Genomic DNA, 14,179 nt, shown 5'->3' on the forward strand with positions numbered 1-14,179 from the left:
GGAGGCTTGTGCTGGGAACTATTGGCTGGAAACATTTTCATGCCAAGTTTGTGACCCGCCGGTCATGTATGTTTAGTTTAACGGTTTTAATATGGCGGTCACTCAATTGAACTTCAATTTCTTTCACGTGCTGAATGCTTACAGCCTCGTTATCCATGCCCATTGTCGGATAATCATTGCCGCTTTGGGCCATTTTTAATGTCAGTTTCCTGTCTTTGCCCAATATAAAAGGAGAGCCGAGCGTCCGGTAGCGGTTGCTGTTAATTGATGCCAATTCATTGACTTGAAGACAAGGCAGGAGCGGGTCAACGACGGCTCCCCTTACAGATTTGTTATAAGCCGTACTCCCTGTCGGTGTGGCAATGATCATCCCGTCCCCCCGGAAAGTTTCAAAATGAAAACCGTCGATAAACACTTCAAGGACGAGCGTTTTAATAATCGCCGAACGGATTGTAAATTCATTTAAGCAAAAAAAGGAACCTTCTTTATCAATTTCGACCTTGATGACAGGATATTTTCTTACCTCCATTTGTTCCATCGTCATGGCGTCGATCATTCCGTGCAGATCGTCTATTTGAAAATCGCAATAAAGCCCGCGGAAACGGTCATCATCAATTCCGATATAAAGAACGTCCTGTCGGAAGCCCGTTTTTCGGACTGCCTGCAGAAAAGTCCCATCTCCCCCAATGGCTGCGATAATATTGGCTTCTTTCGCATTTTCAACGGGGGTGAAACCATGCCTTTCTACCGTCTCATGAAGAACGTCTATTTTGGAACTGGCTGTTTTGTCGTTTTGATAAAAGGTATATTTATAGAAAAAGTAAATATTTTTCCGGGGCATGTAACGACTCTCCTTTCTCCCTTTTACTTTCTTCATGTTTATTTGTTACATTGTTGTTTGTGGGATTTTAGTTTACCATGAAAATGAAACCCAGGGGAAGGTTTTAACGTATGTAAGAACGGAAGGAGGAAATTAGATGACTGGAAAAAGATGGGCTGCACTTGGAATTGCGGCCGGAGTATTTTTTGTGTCCATCATGGTGAACATGGCCAGTGCATTTGTATTTGGTGACTTTTCGAAAATGTTTAAGGACAATATTTTGGCCGGCGAGACGTTTGAAGAAGAGATTGTGGAATCCGGAGATCCGACAAAACGGATTGCCGTTCTAAACGTTGACGGGGTCATTCAGGATACGGGAGAGACGCCATCCTTTTTGTCGGAAGGGTATTTTCACAGAGATTTTATGAAGCAATTGAATCAGGTGAAGGACGATAACAGTATTAAAGGGATTGTCCTGCGTGTAAACAGCCCGGGTGGAGGAACAAAAGAATCCGCTGAAATTCATGACAAAATAGTCGAAATTCAAAAAGAAACGAAGAAACCCGTTTATGTTTCGATGGGATCGATGGCAGCGTCGGGAGGATATTACATATCGGCATCGGCCGATAAAATCTTCGCAAGCCCGGAAACGATGACCGGCTCTCTCGGGGTTATTATGCAAAGTTTAAATTACACGAAGTTTGCCGACAACATCGGGATCGATTATAAGACGATCAAGAGCGGAAAGTATAAAGACATTATGAGCCCCTCCAGGGAGATGACCAAAGAAGAAGAAGAAATTTTGCAAGGCATGGTCAATAACGCCTATAACGGTTTTGTCAAGGTGATTGCCGAAGGCAGGGGGATGTCTGAAAAAGATGTCCGGAAAATTGCCGATGGCCGCATCTATGATGGGTACCAGGCAAAGGAACTGAATTTGATCGATGAATTTGGATATGATGAAGATGCCATCAAGTCATTGAAAAAGGACCATAAATTACAGGGGGCTGAAGTCATTAAATTGACAGCTTCGACTGGGTTTGGTTCGCTATTTAGCATGGCTGCCGAAAAAATATCCGGAAAGTCATCAGGGGTGAACGAGTTTCTTCACGTCTTAAACAAGCCGAACTCCCCCCGGCTGATGTACTTATATACGCATTAATGGAGGTGGCAATGAATGGATGAACTGCAGCATGATTACAGCGCAACTTGGCAATATGGCGGCTTCTGGATGCGTTTTTGGGCTTATTTGCTTGATTTGCTGGTAATAGCGGGGATCAACGGAATTCTCATCAAACCGGTGTTTCGCCTTTTCGATCTTTCCCTCGAAGCAAGCGGCATTTTTACCCCGATTAACATGGCGACAGCCGCAGTATTTTACTTGTATTTTGTGGTAATGACGAAATATTTTGGGCAGACACTCGGAAAAATGGTCTTTGGATTGAAAGTCGTTCCGCTCAATGGCAATAGCCTCAGCTGGGGAACGGTCATTTTCCGCGAATGGATCGGGCGTTATATTTCCGCCACTTTTCAAATTCTGTACATCATTGCCGCTTTCACGCCGAAGAAACAGGCGCTGCACGATTTGTTTGCCGATACAACCGTTATTCATGAACGTTCTAACGGAATAAAACCTGCCTTCGATTAGGCAGGTTTATTTTTTTTTCTTTCGGAAACACTGGTGCCGGAGGTAGATTATGAGTACGGTTTTCATTATCATGGCGATCATCGCAGTGATTTTCGTTCCTGTCATCTTACTGTCTAATGTAAAAACGGCCATTCAGCTTAAGGCCAATCTCTCCGAATGTATTTTAGCCATACATATACGTTTTTTATATGGATTGATTCGGGTCAAGAAGCAAGTGGATATAAAGGAGTTGTTGATCAAACGAACGGAAAACGAAGAAGCAGCAGCAGAAGTATTTTTTCGCCTGCCTGAACAATCCGGTTTTGAACGAATGAAAGAAATGCGTCCTTTTTTGTTGAAGCAGCTCAATAAGTTTAGCATTCGCCGCTTTGTTTGGTACTCCAGAGTCGGCCTTGACGATGCCGCATCCGCGGGAACATTGTGCGGCATTGTTTGGATTCTGAAAGGAGTGGCTGCGGCCTGGCTGAAAAATCTGTCCTGCATGAAATGCGAACCGCAAATGACCCTCGACCCTTGCTTTCAATCCAATTGTGCGGAAACGAACCTCTCATGTATGGTATCCATTCGGACAGGAAAAGCTATATGGACGATGTTGCAAATATATGTACAACGGAAAAAATTAAAAGACGGGAGGACAGATGATGGAACATCCAATCAAAGGTTTAATGACAACGGCCATGGAGAATTTAAAAGAAATGATCGATGTAAACACGATCATCGGCGATCCGGTTGAAACCCCTGATGGCGGGGTAATTTTAACGGTATCCAAAGTAGGATTCGGATTTGCCATGGGGGGAAGCGAATTTTCGCCGGGAAGCAAATCCGAAGGAGATTTTGATGACGAATCTTCGGACCTGCCCTTTGGGGGTGGAAGCGGCGGGGGAGTGTCCATTACGCCGATTGCCTTTTTGGTCGTTAATTCCCACGGCGTCAACATGCTTCACCTCGAACAAAATACACATTTATTTGAAAAAATGATGGACATGGCTCCCGCAGCCATTGAAAAAGTCCAATTACTTATGAAGAGCAGCCAGTCGTCCAAGAACAAGCAGTCTTCCGAAGGAGAACAAACGGATAAAAAATTGGATTATCATATTTAGCTGTTTCTGACATTTTTTTCTTGCTATTCAGAAAAAAATCCATCATGATAGGAGATACAATCGATAAGGGGGAATGTTGATGGCAGCAGTAACATTTGGCGGCAATCCGGTTACACTTGAGGGAAATCAAGTCAGGCCGGGGGATAAAGCACCTGAATTTACCGTTTTGGCGCAAGACTTGTCAGAAGTGAAATTAAGCGATTTCAGCGGAGTGCGCGTTATTAGTGTTGTCCCGTCCGTGGATACGGGAGTATGTGCCGTACAAACAAAACGGTTCAACGAAGAAACAGCCCTGAAAAACGCGCAGGTTTTAACAATTTCGGCAGACTTGCCGTTCGCCCAAAAACGATGGGCCCAGGAGAACGGCCTTGATGATGCCAAAATTTTCTCGGACCACCGTGACCTTTCTTTTGGACAAGCCTACGGTGTTGTCATGAAGGAATTCAGGCTCCTTGCGCGCAGCGTCTTCGTCATTGACAGCAATGATCAAATTACCTATGCCGAATATGTAAGCGAAGTCACGAACCATCCGAACTATGAAGCAGCCATTGAGGCTGTAAAAAATGCAAGGTAACGATGGCTGAATCCCCTTTTACAGGGGATTTTTTTTTGAATAATGAAGACCGTTAAGGAGAAATGTGTTACGCAACGCCAATTCCTTGTTTACAAGACGCTGCAAAGATAAAATAAAAAGAGTAGTTTCTCGCCGGGAGGTAAAAACATTTGAAAAAATTTCCAATGGAAAAGCTGTTTGAAGTAATCAATGAAACAGCCGAAATATTACAAGAAGAGTTAAACTGCACCTACCTGGAAGCTCTTGCTGAAACAGGGGATAACCTATTTCATCATGATGTCATGCAAAATAAACTGAGTGAGCTCACCGAAAAAAGATTGGCGAAAAAATATTCTGAGGTTCAGCTGTCTTCCTACAACAATGAGGAAATCCGCAAGGCATACCAATTTGCCATTTTAAAAGGCATGAAAAAACACGTCCAGCAGAATCACCAGATGACACCGGATACGATCGGATATTTTATCAGCTACTTGCTCCATAAATTTATGAACGGGCAAAATGAGATTCGCTTGCTTGATCCCGCTGCTGGGACAGGAAACTTGCTGACTACGATTTTAAACAGAACAGATCCGGACGTTGCCATGCATGCTTATGCCGTTGAAATAGACGATATTCTGATCAGGCTGGCATATGCCGGGGCAAATTTGCTGCAGCACCCGATCGAGTTTTTCAATCAGGACGGGCTCGGTCCTTTGTTGATCGACCCGGTTGATGCCGTCGTTTGCGACCTGCCTGTCGGCTACTATCCAAACGATGAACGGGCTGCCGAATTCAAACTAAAAAGAGATGAGGGGCACTCTTATGCGCATCATCTTTTTATTGAACAGGGGCTGAACTATACAAAGCCGGGCGGGTATTTATTTTTCCTTATTCCAAACGATTTGTTTGAAACAGAAGAAGCACCAAGGCTGCATCAGTTTTTAAAAGAAACGGCATACATTCAGGCGGTCTTGCAATTGCCGTTTTCCATGTTCGCAAACAGTCAGGCGGCAAAAAGCATTTTCATCATTCAAAAAAAGAAGCCCGGGATCAAGCCTCCGAAAGAGGTGCTGTTGGCTGCCCTTCCTAAACTGTCCAATAAAGAAGCGTTGGACAAAATATTCATCAAAATGGAAAAATGGTTTCAGGAAAATCATTAAACAGAGCGCAAAAGGATGATATTCGTTGGCTAAAGTCATTGCTGTCAATGCGGGCAGCTCTTCACTCAAGTTTCAGCTTTTCGACATGCCGCAGGAAAAAGTAATCGGCAAGGGAATAGTGGAAAGAATTGGTTTGCCAAACGGTCAGGCAGCGATGACCATTGGGGGAGTCAGGGAAAAGGAAAAATTAGATATTCCCAATCATGAAACAGCCATAAAATTTCTGCTTGACCGCTTGATGGCAAACGGAGCAATTGATTCTCCGGAGGAAGTGGACGGGATTGGCCACAGAGTTGTGCACGGCGGGGAAGTCTTTCTGGATTCGGTGCTCGTTACACCGGGAACGCTAGAAAAAATGGAGAAACTGACAGAACTCGCTCCATTGCACAACCCGGCGAATATTGCAGGAATAAAAAAATTTCAAAAAGTCCTCCCGTCTGTTCCGCAGGTGGCTGTTTTTGATACGGCATTCCACCAAACGATGCCTGAAAGCTCCTACTTATATAGTCTTCCATATGAGTATTATCAAAAATACGGTATTCGAAAATATGGCTTTCATGGCACTTCCCATAAATATGTGTCACAGCGTGCGGCCGAGCTTCTTGGGAGGCCCCTGGAACAGCTCCGCCTGATCTCTTGCCACCTTGGCAACGGAGCGAGCATCGCCGCCATCAAAGAGGGGAAGTCGATCGACACATCGATGGGCTTCACTCCGCTTGCAGGGGTGACAATGGGGACAAGATCAGGTAATATCGATCCTGCTCTCATTCCCTATTTAATAGAAAAAACGGGAGCATCTGCAGACGAAATATTGGATATATTGAATAAAAAGTCCGGCCTCCTCGGTCTTTCAGGATTTTCAAGCGACCTTCGTGATATCGAATTGGAAGCGGGCAGAGGGAATCGCCGTGCGGAACTTGCATTGGATATATTTGCGAACCGCATCCATAAATATCTCGGCTCTTATGCTGCCCGCATGTCAGGAGTGGATGCGATCATTTTTACCGCCGGAATAGGGGAAAACAGCGAGGTCATCCGCGCGAAAGTGTTGAGCGGCCTTCAATTCATGGGCGTGTATTGGGATCCGGATTTAAATAAAATCCGCGGTAAAGAGGCCTTTCTTAACTACCCGCATTCACCGGTAAAAGTACTGGTCATACCGACGAATGAGGAACTCATGATTGCGCGCGATGTCATGCGCCTTGCGATTCCTTGAATGGATTTTTTGTGTTTTTACGCCTGATTTTCTATACTTAAAAATAAACAAGATGAAGGGATGGTTGCAATGGATTGGACAAAAAGAGATGAAGTTGTTTGGGAAGAGTTACAAGAATGGCGCCAATCGTTGTTTGAATATGAATCGACTGATTTTCAGAACGCATACGATAAATGGATTGACCAAGCTTTTTCATTATTGCCTGATTCATTGCAAATCCAATTTTTTGAAAAAGTGGACGGATGGCTTTTTCATTTAAACTCATTGCTTCGGGGCTCACAACTGCAGTCCGAGGCGCCTGAAAGAATATTGAGCGCCGCCAGATCGATGAGCGGGGATATTTATACGTTGGCTGATTTGAGAAAACTTTCCGTGGACAAGCTGACATATTTGGCCGAACAGCAGGCTGCAAGGCACCGGCTTTACTCCCTCATCCAGGGCGGGATGACCGGATCGGGGAAAGCGGTATGGGTGAGCAGTGACTTTCTGGCCATGCTTGTCATTAACCTGCGGGCCATCCAACTGACGGCGATGTCGTTCGGTTATGATGTCCAGTCGCCTGCAGGCCTGCTTGAAACACTGAAGGTGTACCATACGGCCACAATGCCCGACCGCCTCAAAATGTTTGGCTGGGAAGATTTGATGAATGATTTGAAGAAAGAGGGAGAGGAATATTACTATGATATTCCCGAACGGGTGACGGACCAGTCGTGGATTGATGAGCCGTTGAAACAAGTGTTAAAGATCGCGCTGATTGTTATGTTTGCAAAGAAAAAAATATCCGGGCAGCCGCTGCTTTCCATGGTGATCGGTGCAGGCATTAATTACAGGGCGACGAGAAAGATTACGGATTTCGCTCTGAAATATTACCAATATAAACATTTACTGCAAAAAAATGGTGGAGAACTATGAGCGTTGACGAACATAAAAAAGAAGCACCGCGATCAGTCAACTGTGCCGTCATCACGATCAGCGACACAAGAACGGAAGAAACGGACAAAAGCGGCAAATTAATAAAAGAGCTCTTATTGGAACACGGTCATTCAATCGGGCATTATGAAATTGCCAGGGATGACGGAGCGGCCATTCAGGCAGCATTCGATAAAGCTGTCCAACGACCGGCAGTACATGCCGTCATTCTTAACGGCGGTACGGGAATTGCCAAACGCGATGTCACCATTGAAACGCTCGTTCCCTTGTTTGATAAAGAAATTGTGGGCTTCGGTGAACTGTTTCGGATGATCAGCTATTTGGAGGATATTGGCCCAGCCGCCATACTTTCAAGGGCAGCGGCAGGCGTCTACCGGAATAAAGCGGTTTTTATCATGCCCGGATCAACCGGGGCCGTCAAGCTGGCCATGGAAAAATTAATCTTGGCAGAATTGGGGCATGTCATAAGGGAAATACAAAAATAATGAAAGGGACCACTTCATTTTCGTGTGTCCCTTTATTATTTTTATACATAATGATGAATAAGTATTGTACAATAGCAAAATATATGTTATTATCTCTTATAGTTAATGATTAAATATAAATATTTTTGTATAACTATACACTTTCAAGCGGAGGGTTTGTTGTGAAAAAGAAAGTTGTTCTCGCTTATTCCGGGGGGTTGGACACCTCTGTTGCCGTAAAATGGTTCATTGATCAAGGATATGATGTAATAGCTTGCTGCCTCGATGTCGGCGAGGGGAAAGACCTGCATTTTATTAAAGAAAAAGCTCTGACAATGGGTGCGGTCAAAAGCTATATGATTGATACAAAAGAAGAATTTGCCCACGAATTTGTGCTTCCTGCACTTCAGGCGCATGCCTTGTATGAAAAAAAATACCCGCTCGTTTCTGCTTTGTCCAGACCGTTAATTGCGAAAAAGCTCGTTGAAGTGGCGGAAAAAGAAAATGCAGATGCAGTCGCCCACGGCTGTACGGGAAAAGGAAACGACCAGGTGCGTTTTGAAGTTTCCATTAAAGCGTTGAATCCAGACCTCGAAGTATTGGCGCCGGTACGCGACTGGAGCTGGTCGCGTGAAGAAGAAATCGAATATGCGAAAGAGAAAGGTGTCCCCATTCCGATTGATTTGGACAGCCCGTTCTCCATTGACCAAAACCTTTGGGGGAGAAGCAACGAGTGCGGCATTTTGGAAGATCCATGGGCGGCGCCGCCTAAAAATGCGTATGAATTGACGGCGGAGCTCGAAGATACACCCGATCAGGCGGAAGTAATTGAAATTGAATTTGAAAAAGGCGTGCCTGTTGCCATTGACGGCGAAAAATATAATTTAAGTGATTTAATCCTCTATTTGAATACTGTTGCCGGAAAACACGGCGTCGGAAGAATTGACCATGTCGAAAACAGACTTGTCGGCATCAAGTCCCGCGAAGTGTACGAATGTCCGGGGGCCATGACTTTGCTGACAGCCCACAAAGAGTTGGAAGATTTGACACTTGTAAAAGATATCGGCCACTTCAAGCCAATCATCAGCAAGAAATTGACAGAGCTCATTTATGAAGGCCTATGGTTCTCTCCGCTTACACCGGCTCTGCAGGCATTCCTGAAAGAAACACAGCAGTATGTCAACGGAACTGTACGTGTAAAACTGTTCAAAGGCCATGCGATTGTAGAAGGCAGAAAATCACCGAACTCGCTTTACAATGAAAAACTTGCTACGTATACAGCAGAAGACGAGTTTGACCAATCTGCATCTGTCGGCTTCATTAAGCTCTGGGGGTTGCCGACCGAAGTACACAGCTCAGTAAATAAAAAGGAAAAAGTGAAACAATGAAAAAATTATGGGGAGGCCGCTTTTCCAAGACGCCAGAGCAATGGATCGAGGAGTTTGGGGCCTCCATCTCCTTTGATCAGCAATTGGTTTTGGAAGATATTGAAGGCTCGCTCGCACATGTGAAAATGCTCGGCAAGACAGGTATTTTAACACAGGGTGAAAGTGAGCGGATTCAAGCCGGCCTGTTAAAGCTGAAGGAAAGAGCACAAGCTGGAGAACTGGAATATTCCGTTTCCGAAGAGGATATCCATTTAAACCTGGAGAAAATGCTCATTGAAGAAATCGGTCCCGCCGGTGGCAAGCTTCATACGGGAAGAAGCCGCAACGACCAGGTGGCAACCGATATGCATTTATATCTGAAAAAGCAGGTCAAGATGATCATTGAGCATGTAAAAGAATTGCAGTCGTCTCTCGTAAAACAGGCAGAAAAGAACGTGGAAACCATTCTCCCGGGCTATACGCATTTACAAAGAGCGCAGCCTGTTTCATTTGGCCATCATTTATTGGCTTATTTTTGGATGCTGGAGCGCGATAAACAGCGTTTCGAAGAGAGCTTGAAAAGAATCGACATATCTCCATTGGGAGCCAGCGCATTGGCCGGAACGACTTTTCCGATCGACCGCCATTTCTCTGCGGAACTTCTCGGCTTTTCCGGCGTATATGAAAATAGTATGGATGCAGTCAGCGACCGCGATTTTATTGTAGAATTTTTGAGCAACTCCGCTTTGACGATCACACATTTGACAAGACTGGCCGAGGAAATCATTCTTTGGTCAAGCAAAGAGTTCAGCTTTATTGAGCTTGATGATACGTATGCAACGGGGAGCAGCATCATGCCGCAGAAGAAAAATCCCGATATGGCAGAGCTGATCCGGGGAAAAAGCGGAAGAGTGTTCGGAAATCTGATTTCCATGCTGACGATTTTAAAGGGTTTGCCTTTGACATACAACAAAGACATGCAGGAAGATAAAGAAGGCATGTTTGATACCGTCCATACGATGATCGGCTCGTTGAAAATTTTTTCAGGAATGATTGAAACGATGACTGTAAACAAAGACGTCATGAAAGAGGCAGTCAACCAAGATTTTTCCAATGCAACCGAGCTGGCAGACTATCTGGCGGCAAAAGGAATCCCGTTCCGTGAAGCGCATGAAATCGTCGGTAAGCTTGTGCTGTATTGCATTAATAAAAACTGCTATTTATTGGATCTCTCTTTGGAAGAATTCAAGGAAGCCTGCGGTGAAATTTCCGATGACGTTTATGCCGTACTGTCACCGACAGAAGCGGTAAGAAGAAGAAATTCCTATGGCGGCACAGGATTTTCCCAGGTGAAAATACAGCTGGAACAGGCAAAAAAACTAATATAAAAAGAGCGTTTCCCCCTTCGGGATAACGCTCTTTTCATGGAAATAAGCCAAGTAAGAATTATTCGTCAACTTCCGTCCTGACGACGAGGACATCGCATTTTGCGGAGCGTGTGATGTTTTCGGACACGCTTCCGATCAAGAAACGTTCAACCGCGTTAAGACCTGTAGCACCGCAAACAATCAGATCGGCATTTAATTCTTTAGCCGCTTCTTTTGAAATAACGACTTTCGGAGACCCATGTTCAATCACCGTATGAACATTTGTCAAGCCCTGGGCTTCGGCTTCTTTTCGGTATCCGTCGAGCAGCTCCTCAGCATAGGCTTTTGCCCTTTCCGCCATCGTTGGGTCATAGGCTTCAATAGCCCCATACGACCTGGTATCGACAACATGGATAAGGTTCAGCTTTGCGTTATTGTTTCTTTTTGCAATTTGTACCGCTTTTTTAAATGCCCATTCTGCCTGCTTTGATCCATCAACTGCAACAAGAATGTTTTTGTAAGACAATTCCATTATAAAACGCCTCCTTTCTCATTATTTTAACATTTTTGAACAAATTTTTCTCTTTTTTGTGCTATTAAACATGAAAATTTTGGGAACAAAAAAAACGATAGTCCATCTAAAGCTATTCTTAAAATTGTATGCCATATAAAAATGTGGCAATTGTAAAACCATGCAAGGAATATATTGATTATAAAACAATTACAAGCTATTATTTTATAAGGTAACATTTTCGCATTTTTCATCAAGGTATGACAGTATATAGAGGAGGACCGACAGTGAATTATTCTTTTAAAAAATCTTTCATGGCCATCATGGCCGGCTCTGCCCTGCTTTTGGCAGCCTGCGGCGGCGGTGGCGGGGACGCCAAGCAGGGTGAGTCCAAAGAGGCGCCAAAATCAGAGGATAAAAAAGTATTGAATGTTGGTACAGAGGCAACTTTTATTCCGTTTGAATTTATGGAAAAAGGCAAGGTAACCGGGTTTGATGTGGACTTGCTGAACGCGGTTGCCGAAGAAGCCGGATATGAAGTCAAAATTGAAAATACGGGGTGGGACGCCATGCTTGCAGGATTGCAGGGCGGACAGATTGATATCGGCATGGCGGGCATCACGATCACAAAAGATCGCCTGAAAACGTATGACTTCTCCGATCCGTACTTCGAATCGATCGGTATGATTGCCTTTAAAGAAGGAACTGATATTAAGAGTGCAGAAGATTTAAAAGGCAAGAAAATTGGCGTGCAAAATGGCACGACAGGACAATTTAACGCAGAAGCCGTTGTAGGTGAGAACTCTCCGGATATTTCCAAATATGAATCTGCCGCACTCATGTTCCAGGCCCTGCTCAGTGACAATGTGGACGTCGTCGTAACGGATAAAGCGGTCGCCGAAGAATATCAGAAAAAATATCCTGACAGCAACATTCAGACAATCACCGATAACAAGGCATTTGCCATTGAACATTACGGAATCGCCTTTAAAAAAGGCAGCGAATTAAAACCTGAATTTGATAAAGCACTTGATGCATTATTTGAGAACGGCAAGTACGCCGAAATTTATAAAAAATGGTTTGATGGTGCCGAGCCGGATATTGAAGCTCTCCGTAAAGCAGCGAAAGAATAATCACATGCGGCTGTCCATGAGCGGATGGATGGCCGCTTTTTTTCGGTTAGACAATGAAAAGATCAGTCGATTGGAATTGGTTAATAAAGAAAGGTGAAAACCATTGAACATTCGCTATGACATTATCGCAGAATATCTTCCATTCTTTTTAAAAGGTACCTTATTAACGTTGGGCTTAACGATCGCCGGTATCTCAATCGGTGTGATTTTGGGTTTGGTGATTGGATTGGGAAAGATGGCCAACACGCCTGCCGTCCGTTTTCCCTTTGTTTGGTATATTAACTTTTTCCGGGGAACCCCTTTTCTCGTACAATTATTGCTCATCCACTTTGGGGTTGTACCGCTCTTTATGACGCCAGCCAATCCTATTGTATCTGCCATCATTGCCCTTTCTCTTAACGCTTCGGCGTACATTGCGGAAATTTTTCGCGCAGGAATCCAATCGATTGACAAGGGGCAAATGGAAGCGGCTCGTTCTCTCGGAATGAGCCATAACCAAGCGATGAAACTCGTTATTTTGCCGCAGGCAATCAAGCGGATGATCCCTCCTCTCGGTAATGAATTTATTGTATTGTTAAAAGAAACATCATTGGCGGCCATTATCGCTGCCCCCGAATTGATGTATTGGGGGCGTGCGGCACAGGGGGCACACATTCGCGTATGGGAACCGTATATTACAGTCGCCATTATTTACCTCATCCTCACTCTTTCTTTAACACAGCTAATGAACTATATTGAAAGGAGAATGAGGATGGAATGATCTCTGTAAAAAATTTAAAAAAATCCTTTGGCAACAACGAAGTTCTTAAAGATATCACGCTTGAAGTAAAGCCGCAGGAAGTGGTCGTGATAATCGGCCCTTCGGGTTCCGGGAAATCAACGTTCATACGCTGCCTCAATCTGCTTGAAGCCGTCACTGGAGGACAAGTGATCGTCGACGGCAAAGACTTGACCAATAAAAAAACGGACATCAATGAAGTCCGCAAAAATGTCGGCATGGTCTTCCAGCACTTTAATTTGTTTCCGCACAAAACGATTTTGGAAAACATTACAATGGCCCCGATTCATGTAAAAGGCCTGTCGAAACAGGAAGCCGAGCAAAAAGCGGTCGACCTGCTGGCCAAGGTAGGCCTTTCCGAAAAAGCGTCCGCTTACCCGGATTCACTTTCCGGCGGCCAAAAGCAACGGGTCGCCATTGCCCGCGCTTTGGCCATGGAACCAAAAGTCATGCTGTTTGATGAACCAACGTCCGCCCTGGACCCCGAAATGGTCGGCGAAGTTTTGGAAGTCATGAAGCAGCTGGCTAAAGACGGCATGACCATGATCGTCGTCACACATGAAATGGGCTTCGCCCGTGAAGTCGGTGATCGGGTGATTTTTATGGATGACGGTTATATTGTGGAAGAAAATGAACCTAATCAACTATTCAGCAATTCACAGCATGAACGGACGAAAGCCTTTTTGAGCAAGATATTGTAAAAAACATAAATAAAAAATCATTGAAATGCGTTTAAGTCCCGAAAGTAACCGCAAGAAATCAAGGTTTTCAAATTTGATTTCTTGCGGTTTTTTGATTTTTGCCGGATTTTGCCCCAGTCTTGCATGTAAGGATTCAAATAATGGATTCGTGCAAATAAATCAAATTTTAGTGCATATCGTGCTGAATTCGTGCACAACATTTTTTGGAGTTTCCCACATATCAATACAAAACCATGCATATAGTCGATATTCAAATTAAAAAGAGTGTCACGCTAGGGTAACACTCAACCACTTATACTGTGGATTAGCTTTTCTTTTTTTTATCGTACAAATCCATCAAGATCATAAAGACTAAAACTAAAACAGAAATTTGAATAGAATCAACAAACGATAAATCTTCTATAATAAAATAATTAATCGGTGTTAATAAA

Annotated in this window: 16 protein-coding genes; 14 read left to right on the forward strand and 2 right to left on the reverse strand. The window is 44.1% G+C overall.

Annotated elements, in window-relative coordinates:
- Positions 1–37 precede the first annotated feature (37 nt).
- On the reverse strand, positions 38–841 hold the full coding sequence (locus tag AB1L08_RS11530) for an NAD kinase (RefSeq protein ID WP_413064805.1): 804 nt from the start codon (positions 839–841) through the stop codon (positions 38–40).
- Between the two features lie 136 nt (positions 842–977).
- Between AB1L08_RS11530 and sppA the strand changes: the two genes are divergently transcribed.
- The 11 genes from sppA (at position 978) to argH (ending at position 10,646) form a co-directional block, all read left to right on the forward strand.
- A complete protein-coding gene (gene sppA, locus AB1L08_RS11535; RefSeq protein ID WP_413064806.1) occupies positions 978–1,982 on the forward strand; it encodes a signal peptide peptidase SppA in 1,005 nt (334 codons plus the stop codon).
- A gap of 15 nt (positions 1,983–1,997) precedes the next feature.
- A complete protein-coding gene (locus tag AB1L08_RS11540; RefSeq protein ID WP_413064807.1) occupies positions 1,998–2,468 on the forward strand; it encodes an RDD family protein in 471 nt (156 codons plus the stop codon).
- Between the two features lie 49 nt (positions 2,469–2,517).
- The gene (locus AB1L08_RS11545) at positions 2,518–3,201 is read left to right on the forward strand and encodes a DUF2953 domain-containing protein (protein ID WP_413064808.1); all 684 of its coding nucleotides are present in this window, start codon (positions 2,518–2,520) and stop codon (positions 3,199–3,201) included.
- Positions 3,107–3,568: a GerW family sporulation protein gene (ytfJ, locus tag AB1L08_RS11550; RefSeq protein ID WP_413064809.1), complete on the forward strand. Its 462-nt coding sequence runs from the start codon at positions 3,107–3,109 to the stop codon at positions 3,566–3,568. Before AB1L08_RS11545 ends, ytfJ begins: the two co-directional genes overlap by 95 nt.
- Positions 3,569–3,647: 79 nt before the next feature.
- The gene (tpx, locus tag AB1L08_RS11555; protein ID WP_413064810.1) at positions 3,648–4,142 is read left to right on the forward strand and encodes a thiol peroxidase; all 495 of its coding nucleotides are present in this window, start codon (positions 3,648–3,650) and stop codon (positions 4,140–4,142) included.
- Positions 4,143–4,291: 149 nt separating this feature from the next.
- A complete protein-coding gene (locus AB1L08_RS11560; protein WP_413064811.1) occupies positions 4,292–5,281 on the forward strand; it encodes a class I SAM-dependent methyltransferase in 990 nt (329 codons plus the stop codon).
- A 25-nt stretch (positions 5,282–5,306) separates the two neighbouring features.
- Entirely contained in the window at positions 5,307–6,497 is a 1,191-nt protein-coding gene (locus AB1L08_RS11565) for an acetate kinase (protein WP_413064812.1), read from the forward strand.
- Positions 6,498–6,566: 69 nt separating this feature from the next.
- Positions 6,567–7,409 carry an EcsC family protein gene (locus AB1L08_RS11570; RefSeq protein WP_413064813.1) on the forward strand — a complete coding sequence of 281 codons (843 nt, stop codon included), beginning with the start codon at positions 6,567–6,569 and terminating at the stop codon, positions 7,407–7,409.
- Complete coding sequence (locus tag AB1L08_RS11575) at positions 7,406–7,912, forward strand: MogA/MoaB family molybdenum cofactor biosynthesis protein (protein ID WP_413064814.1); 507 nt, start codon at positions 7,406–7,408, stop codon at positions 7,910–7,912. Before AB1L08_RS11570 ends, AB1L08_RS11575 begins: the two co-directional genes overlap by 4 nt.
- 161 nt (positions 7,913–8,073) lie before the next feature.
- Positions 8,074–9,279, forward strand: a complete 1,206-nt coding sequence (locus tag AB1L08_RS11580; RefSeq protein WP_413064815.1) for an argininosuccinate synthase — start codon at positions 8,074–8,076, stop codon at positions 9,277–9,279.
- Positions 9,276–10,646, forward strand: coding sequence for an argininosuccinate lyase (gene argH, locus AB1L08_RS11585; protein WP_413064816.1), 1,371 nt, complete (start codon positions 9,276–9,278; stop codon positions 10,644–10,646). The genes AB1L08_RS11580 and argH overlap by 4 nt, the downstream gene beginning before the upstream one ends.
- A 58-nt stretch (positions 10,647–10,704) precedes the next feature.
- Here argH and AB1L08_RS11590 read toward each other — a convergent pair whose 3' ends face one another.
- On the reverse strand, positions 10,705–11,157 hold the full coding sequence (locus tag AB1L08_RS11590) for a universal stress protein (RefSeq protein ID WP_413064817.1): 453 nt from the start codon (positions 11,155–11,157) through the stop codon (positions 10,705–10,707).
- Positions 11,158–11,423: 266 nt separating this feature from the next.
- On the opposite strand from AB1L08_RS11590, the gene AB1L08_RS11595 reads away from it, so the two are divergent.
- From AB1L08_RS11595 to AB1L08_RS11605, 3 genes are all read left to right on the forward strand, one after another.
- The gene (locus tag AB1L08_RS11595; RefSeq protein WP_413064818.1) at positions 11,424–12,269 is read left to right on the forward strand and encodes a basic amino acid ABC transporter substrate-binding protein; all 846 of its coding nucleotides are present in this window, start codon (positions 11,424–11,426) and stop codon (positions 12,267–12,269) included.
- A gap of 103 nt (positions 12,270–12,372) precedes the next feature.
- Positions 12,373–13,029 carry an amino acid ABC transporter permease gene (locus AB1L08_RS11600; protein WP_413064819.1) on the forward strand — a complete coding sequence of 219 codons (657 nt, stop codon included), beginning with the start codon at positions 12,373–12,375 and terminating at the stop codon, positions 13,027–13,029.
- Positions 13,026–13,748 (forward strand): amino acid ABC transporter ATP-binding protein, encoded by a 723-nt coding sequence (locus tag AB1L08_RS11605; RefSeq protein ID WP_413064820.1) that lies wholly within the window; start codon positions 13,026–13,028, stop codon positions 13,746–13,748. Before AB1L08_RS11600 ends, AB1L08_RS11605 begins: the two co-directional genes overlap by 4 nt.
- Positions 13,749–14,179 lie beyond the last annotated feature (431 nt).

The organism is Siminovitchia jepli, assembly GCF_047228825.1.
Lineage (GTDB): Bacteria > Bacillota > Bacilli > Bacillales > Bacillaceae_C > Siminovitchia.

What these genes read in the sequence shown, in the direction of transcription:
- tpx (WP_413064810.1), top strand. Translation starts at nt 3,648, where the DNA reads ATGGCAGCAGTAACATTTGGCGGCAATCCGGTTACACTTGAGGGAAAT.
- ytfJ (WP_413064809.1), top strand. Translation starts at nt 3,107, where the DNA reads ATGATGGAACATCCAATCAAAGGTTTAATGACAACGGCCATGGAGAAT.
- argH (WP_413064816.1), top strand. Translation starts at nt 9,276, where the DNA reads ATGAAAAAATTATGGGGAGGCCGCTTTTCCAAGACGCCAGAGCAATGG.
- AB1L08_RS11545 (WP_413064808.1), top strand. Translation starts at nt 2,518, where the DNA reads ATGAGTACGGTTTTCATTATCATGGCGATCATCGCAGTGATTTTCGTT.
- AB1L08_RS11605 (WP_413064820.1), top strand. Translation starts at nt 13,026, where the DNA reads ATGATCTCTGTAAAAAATTTAAAAAAATCCTTTGGCAACAACGAAGTT.
- AB1L08_RS11575 (WP_413064814.1), top strand. Translation starts at nt 7,406, where the DNA reads ATGAGCGTTGACGAACATAAAAAAGAAGCACCGCGATCAGTCAACTGT.
- AB1L08_RS11540 (WP_413064807.1), top strand. Translation starts at nt 1,998, where the DNA reads ATGGATGAACTGCAGCATGATTACAGCGCAACTTGGCAATATGGCGGC.
- AB1L08_RS11590 (WP_413064817.1), bottom strand. Translation starts at nt 11,157, where the DNA reads ATGGAATTGTCTTACAAAAACATTCTTGTTGCAGTTGATGGATCAAAG.
- AB1L08_RS11570 (WP_413064813.1), top strand. Translation starts at nt 6,567, where the DNA reads ATGGATTGGACAAAAAGAGATGAAGTTGTTTGGGAAGAGTTACAAGAA.
- sppA (WP_413064806.1), top strand. Translation starts at nt 978, where the DNA reads ATGACTGGAAAAAGATGGGCTGCACTTGGAATTGCGGCCGGAGTATTT.
- AB1L08_RS11530 (WP_413064805.1), bottom strand. Translation starts at nt 841, where the DNA reads ATGCCCCGGAAAAATATTTACTTTTTCTATAAATATACCTTTTATCAA.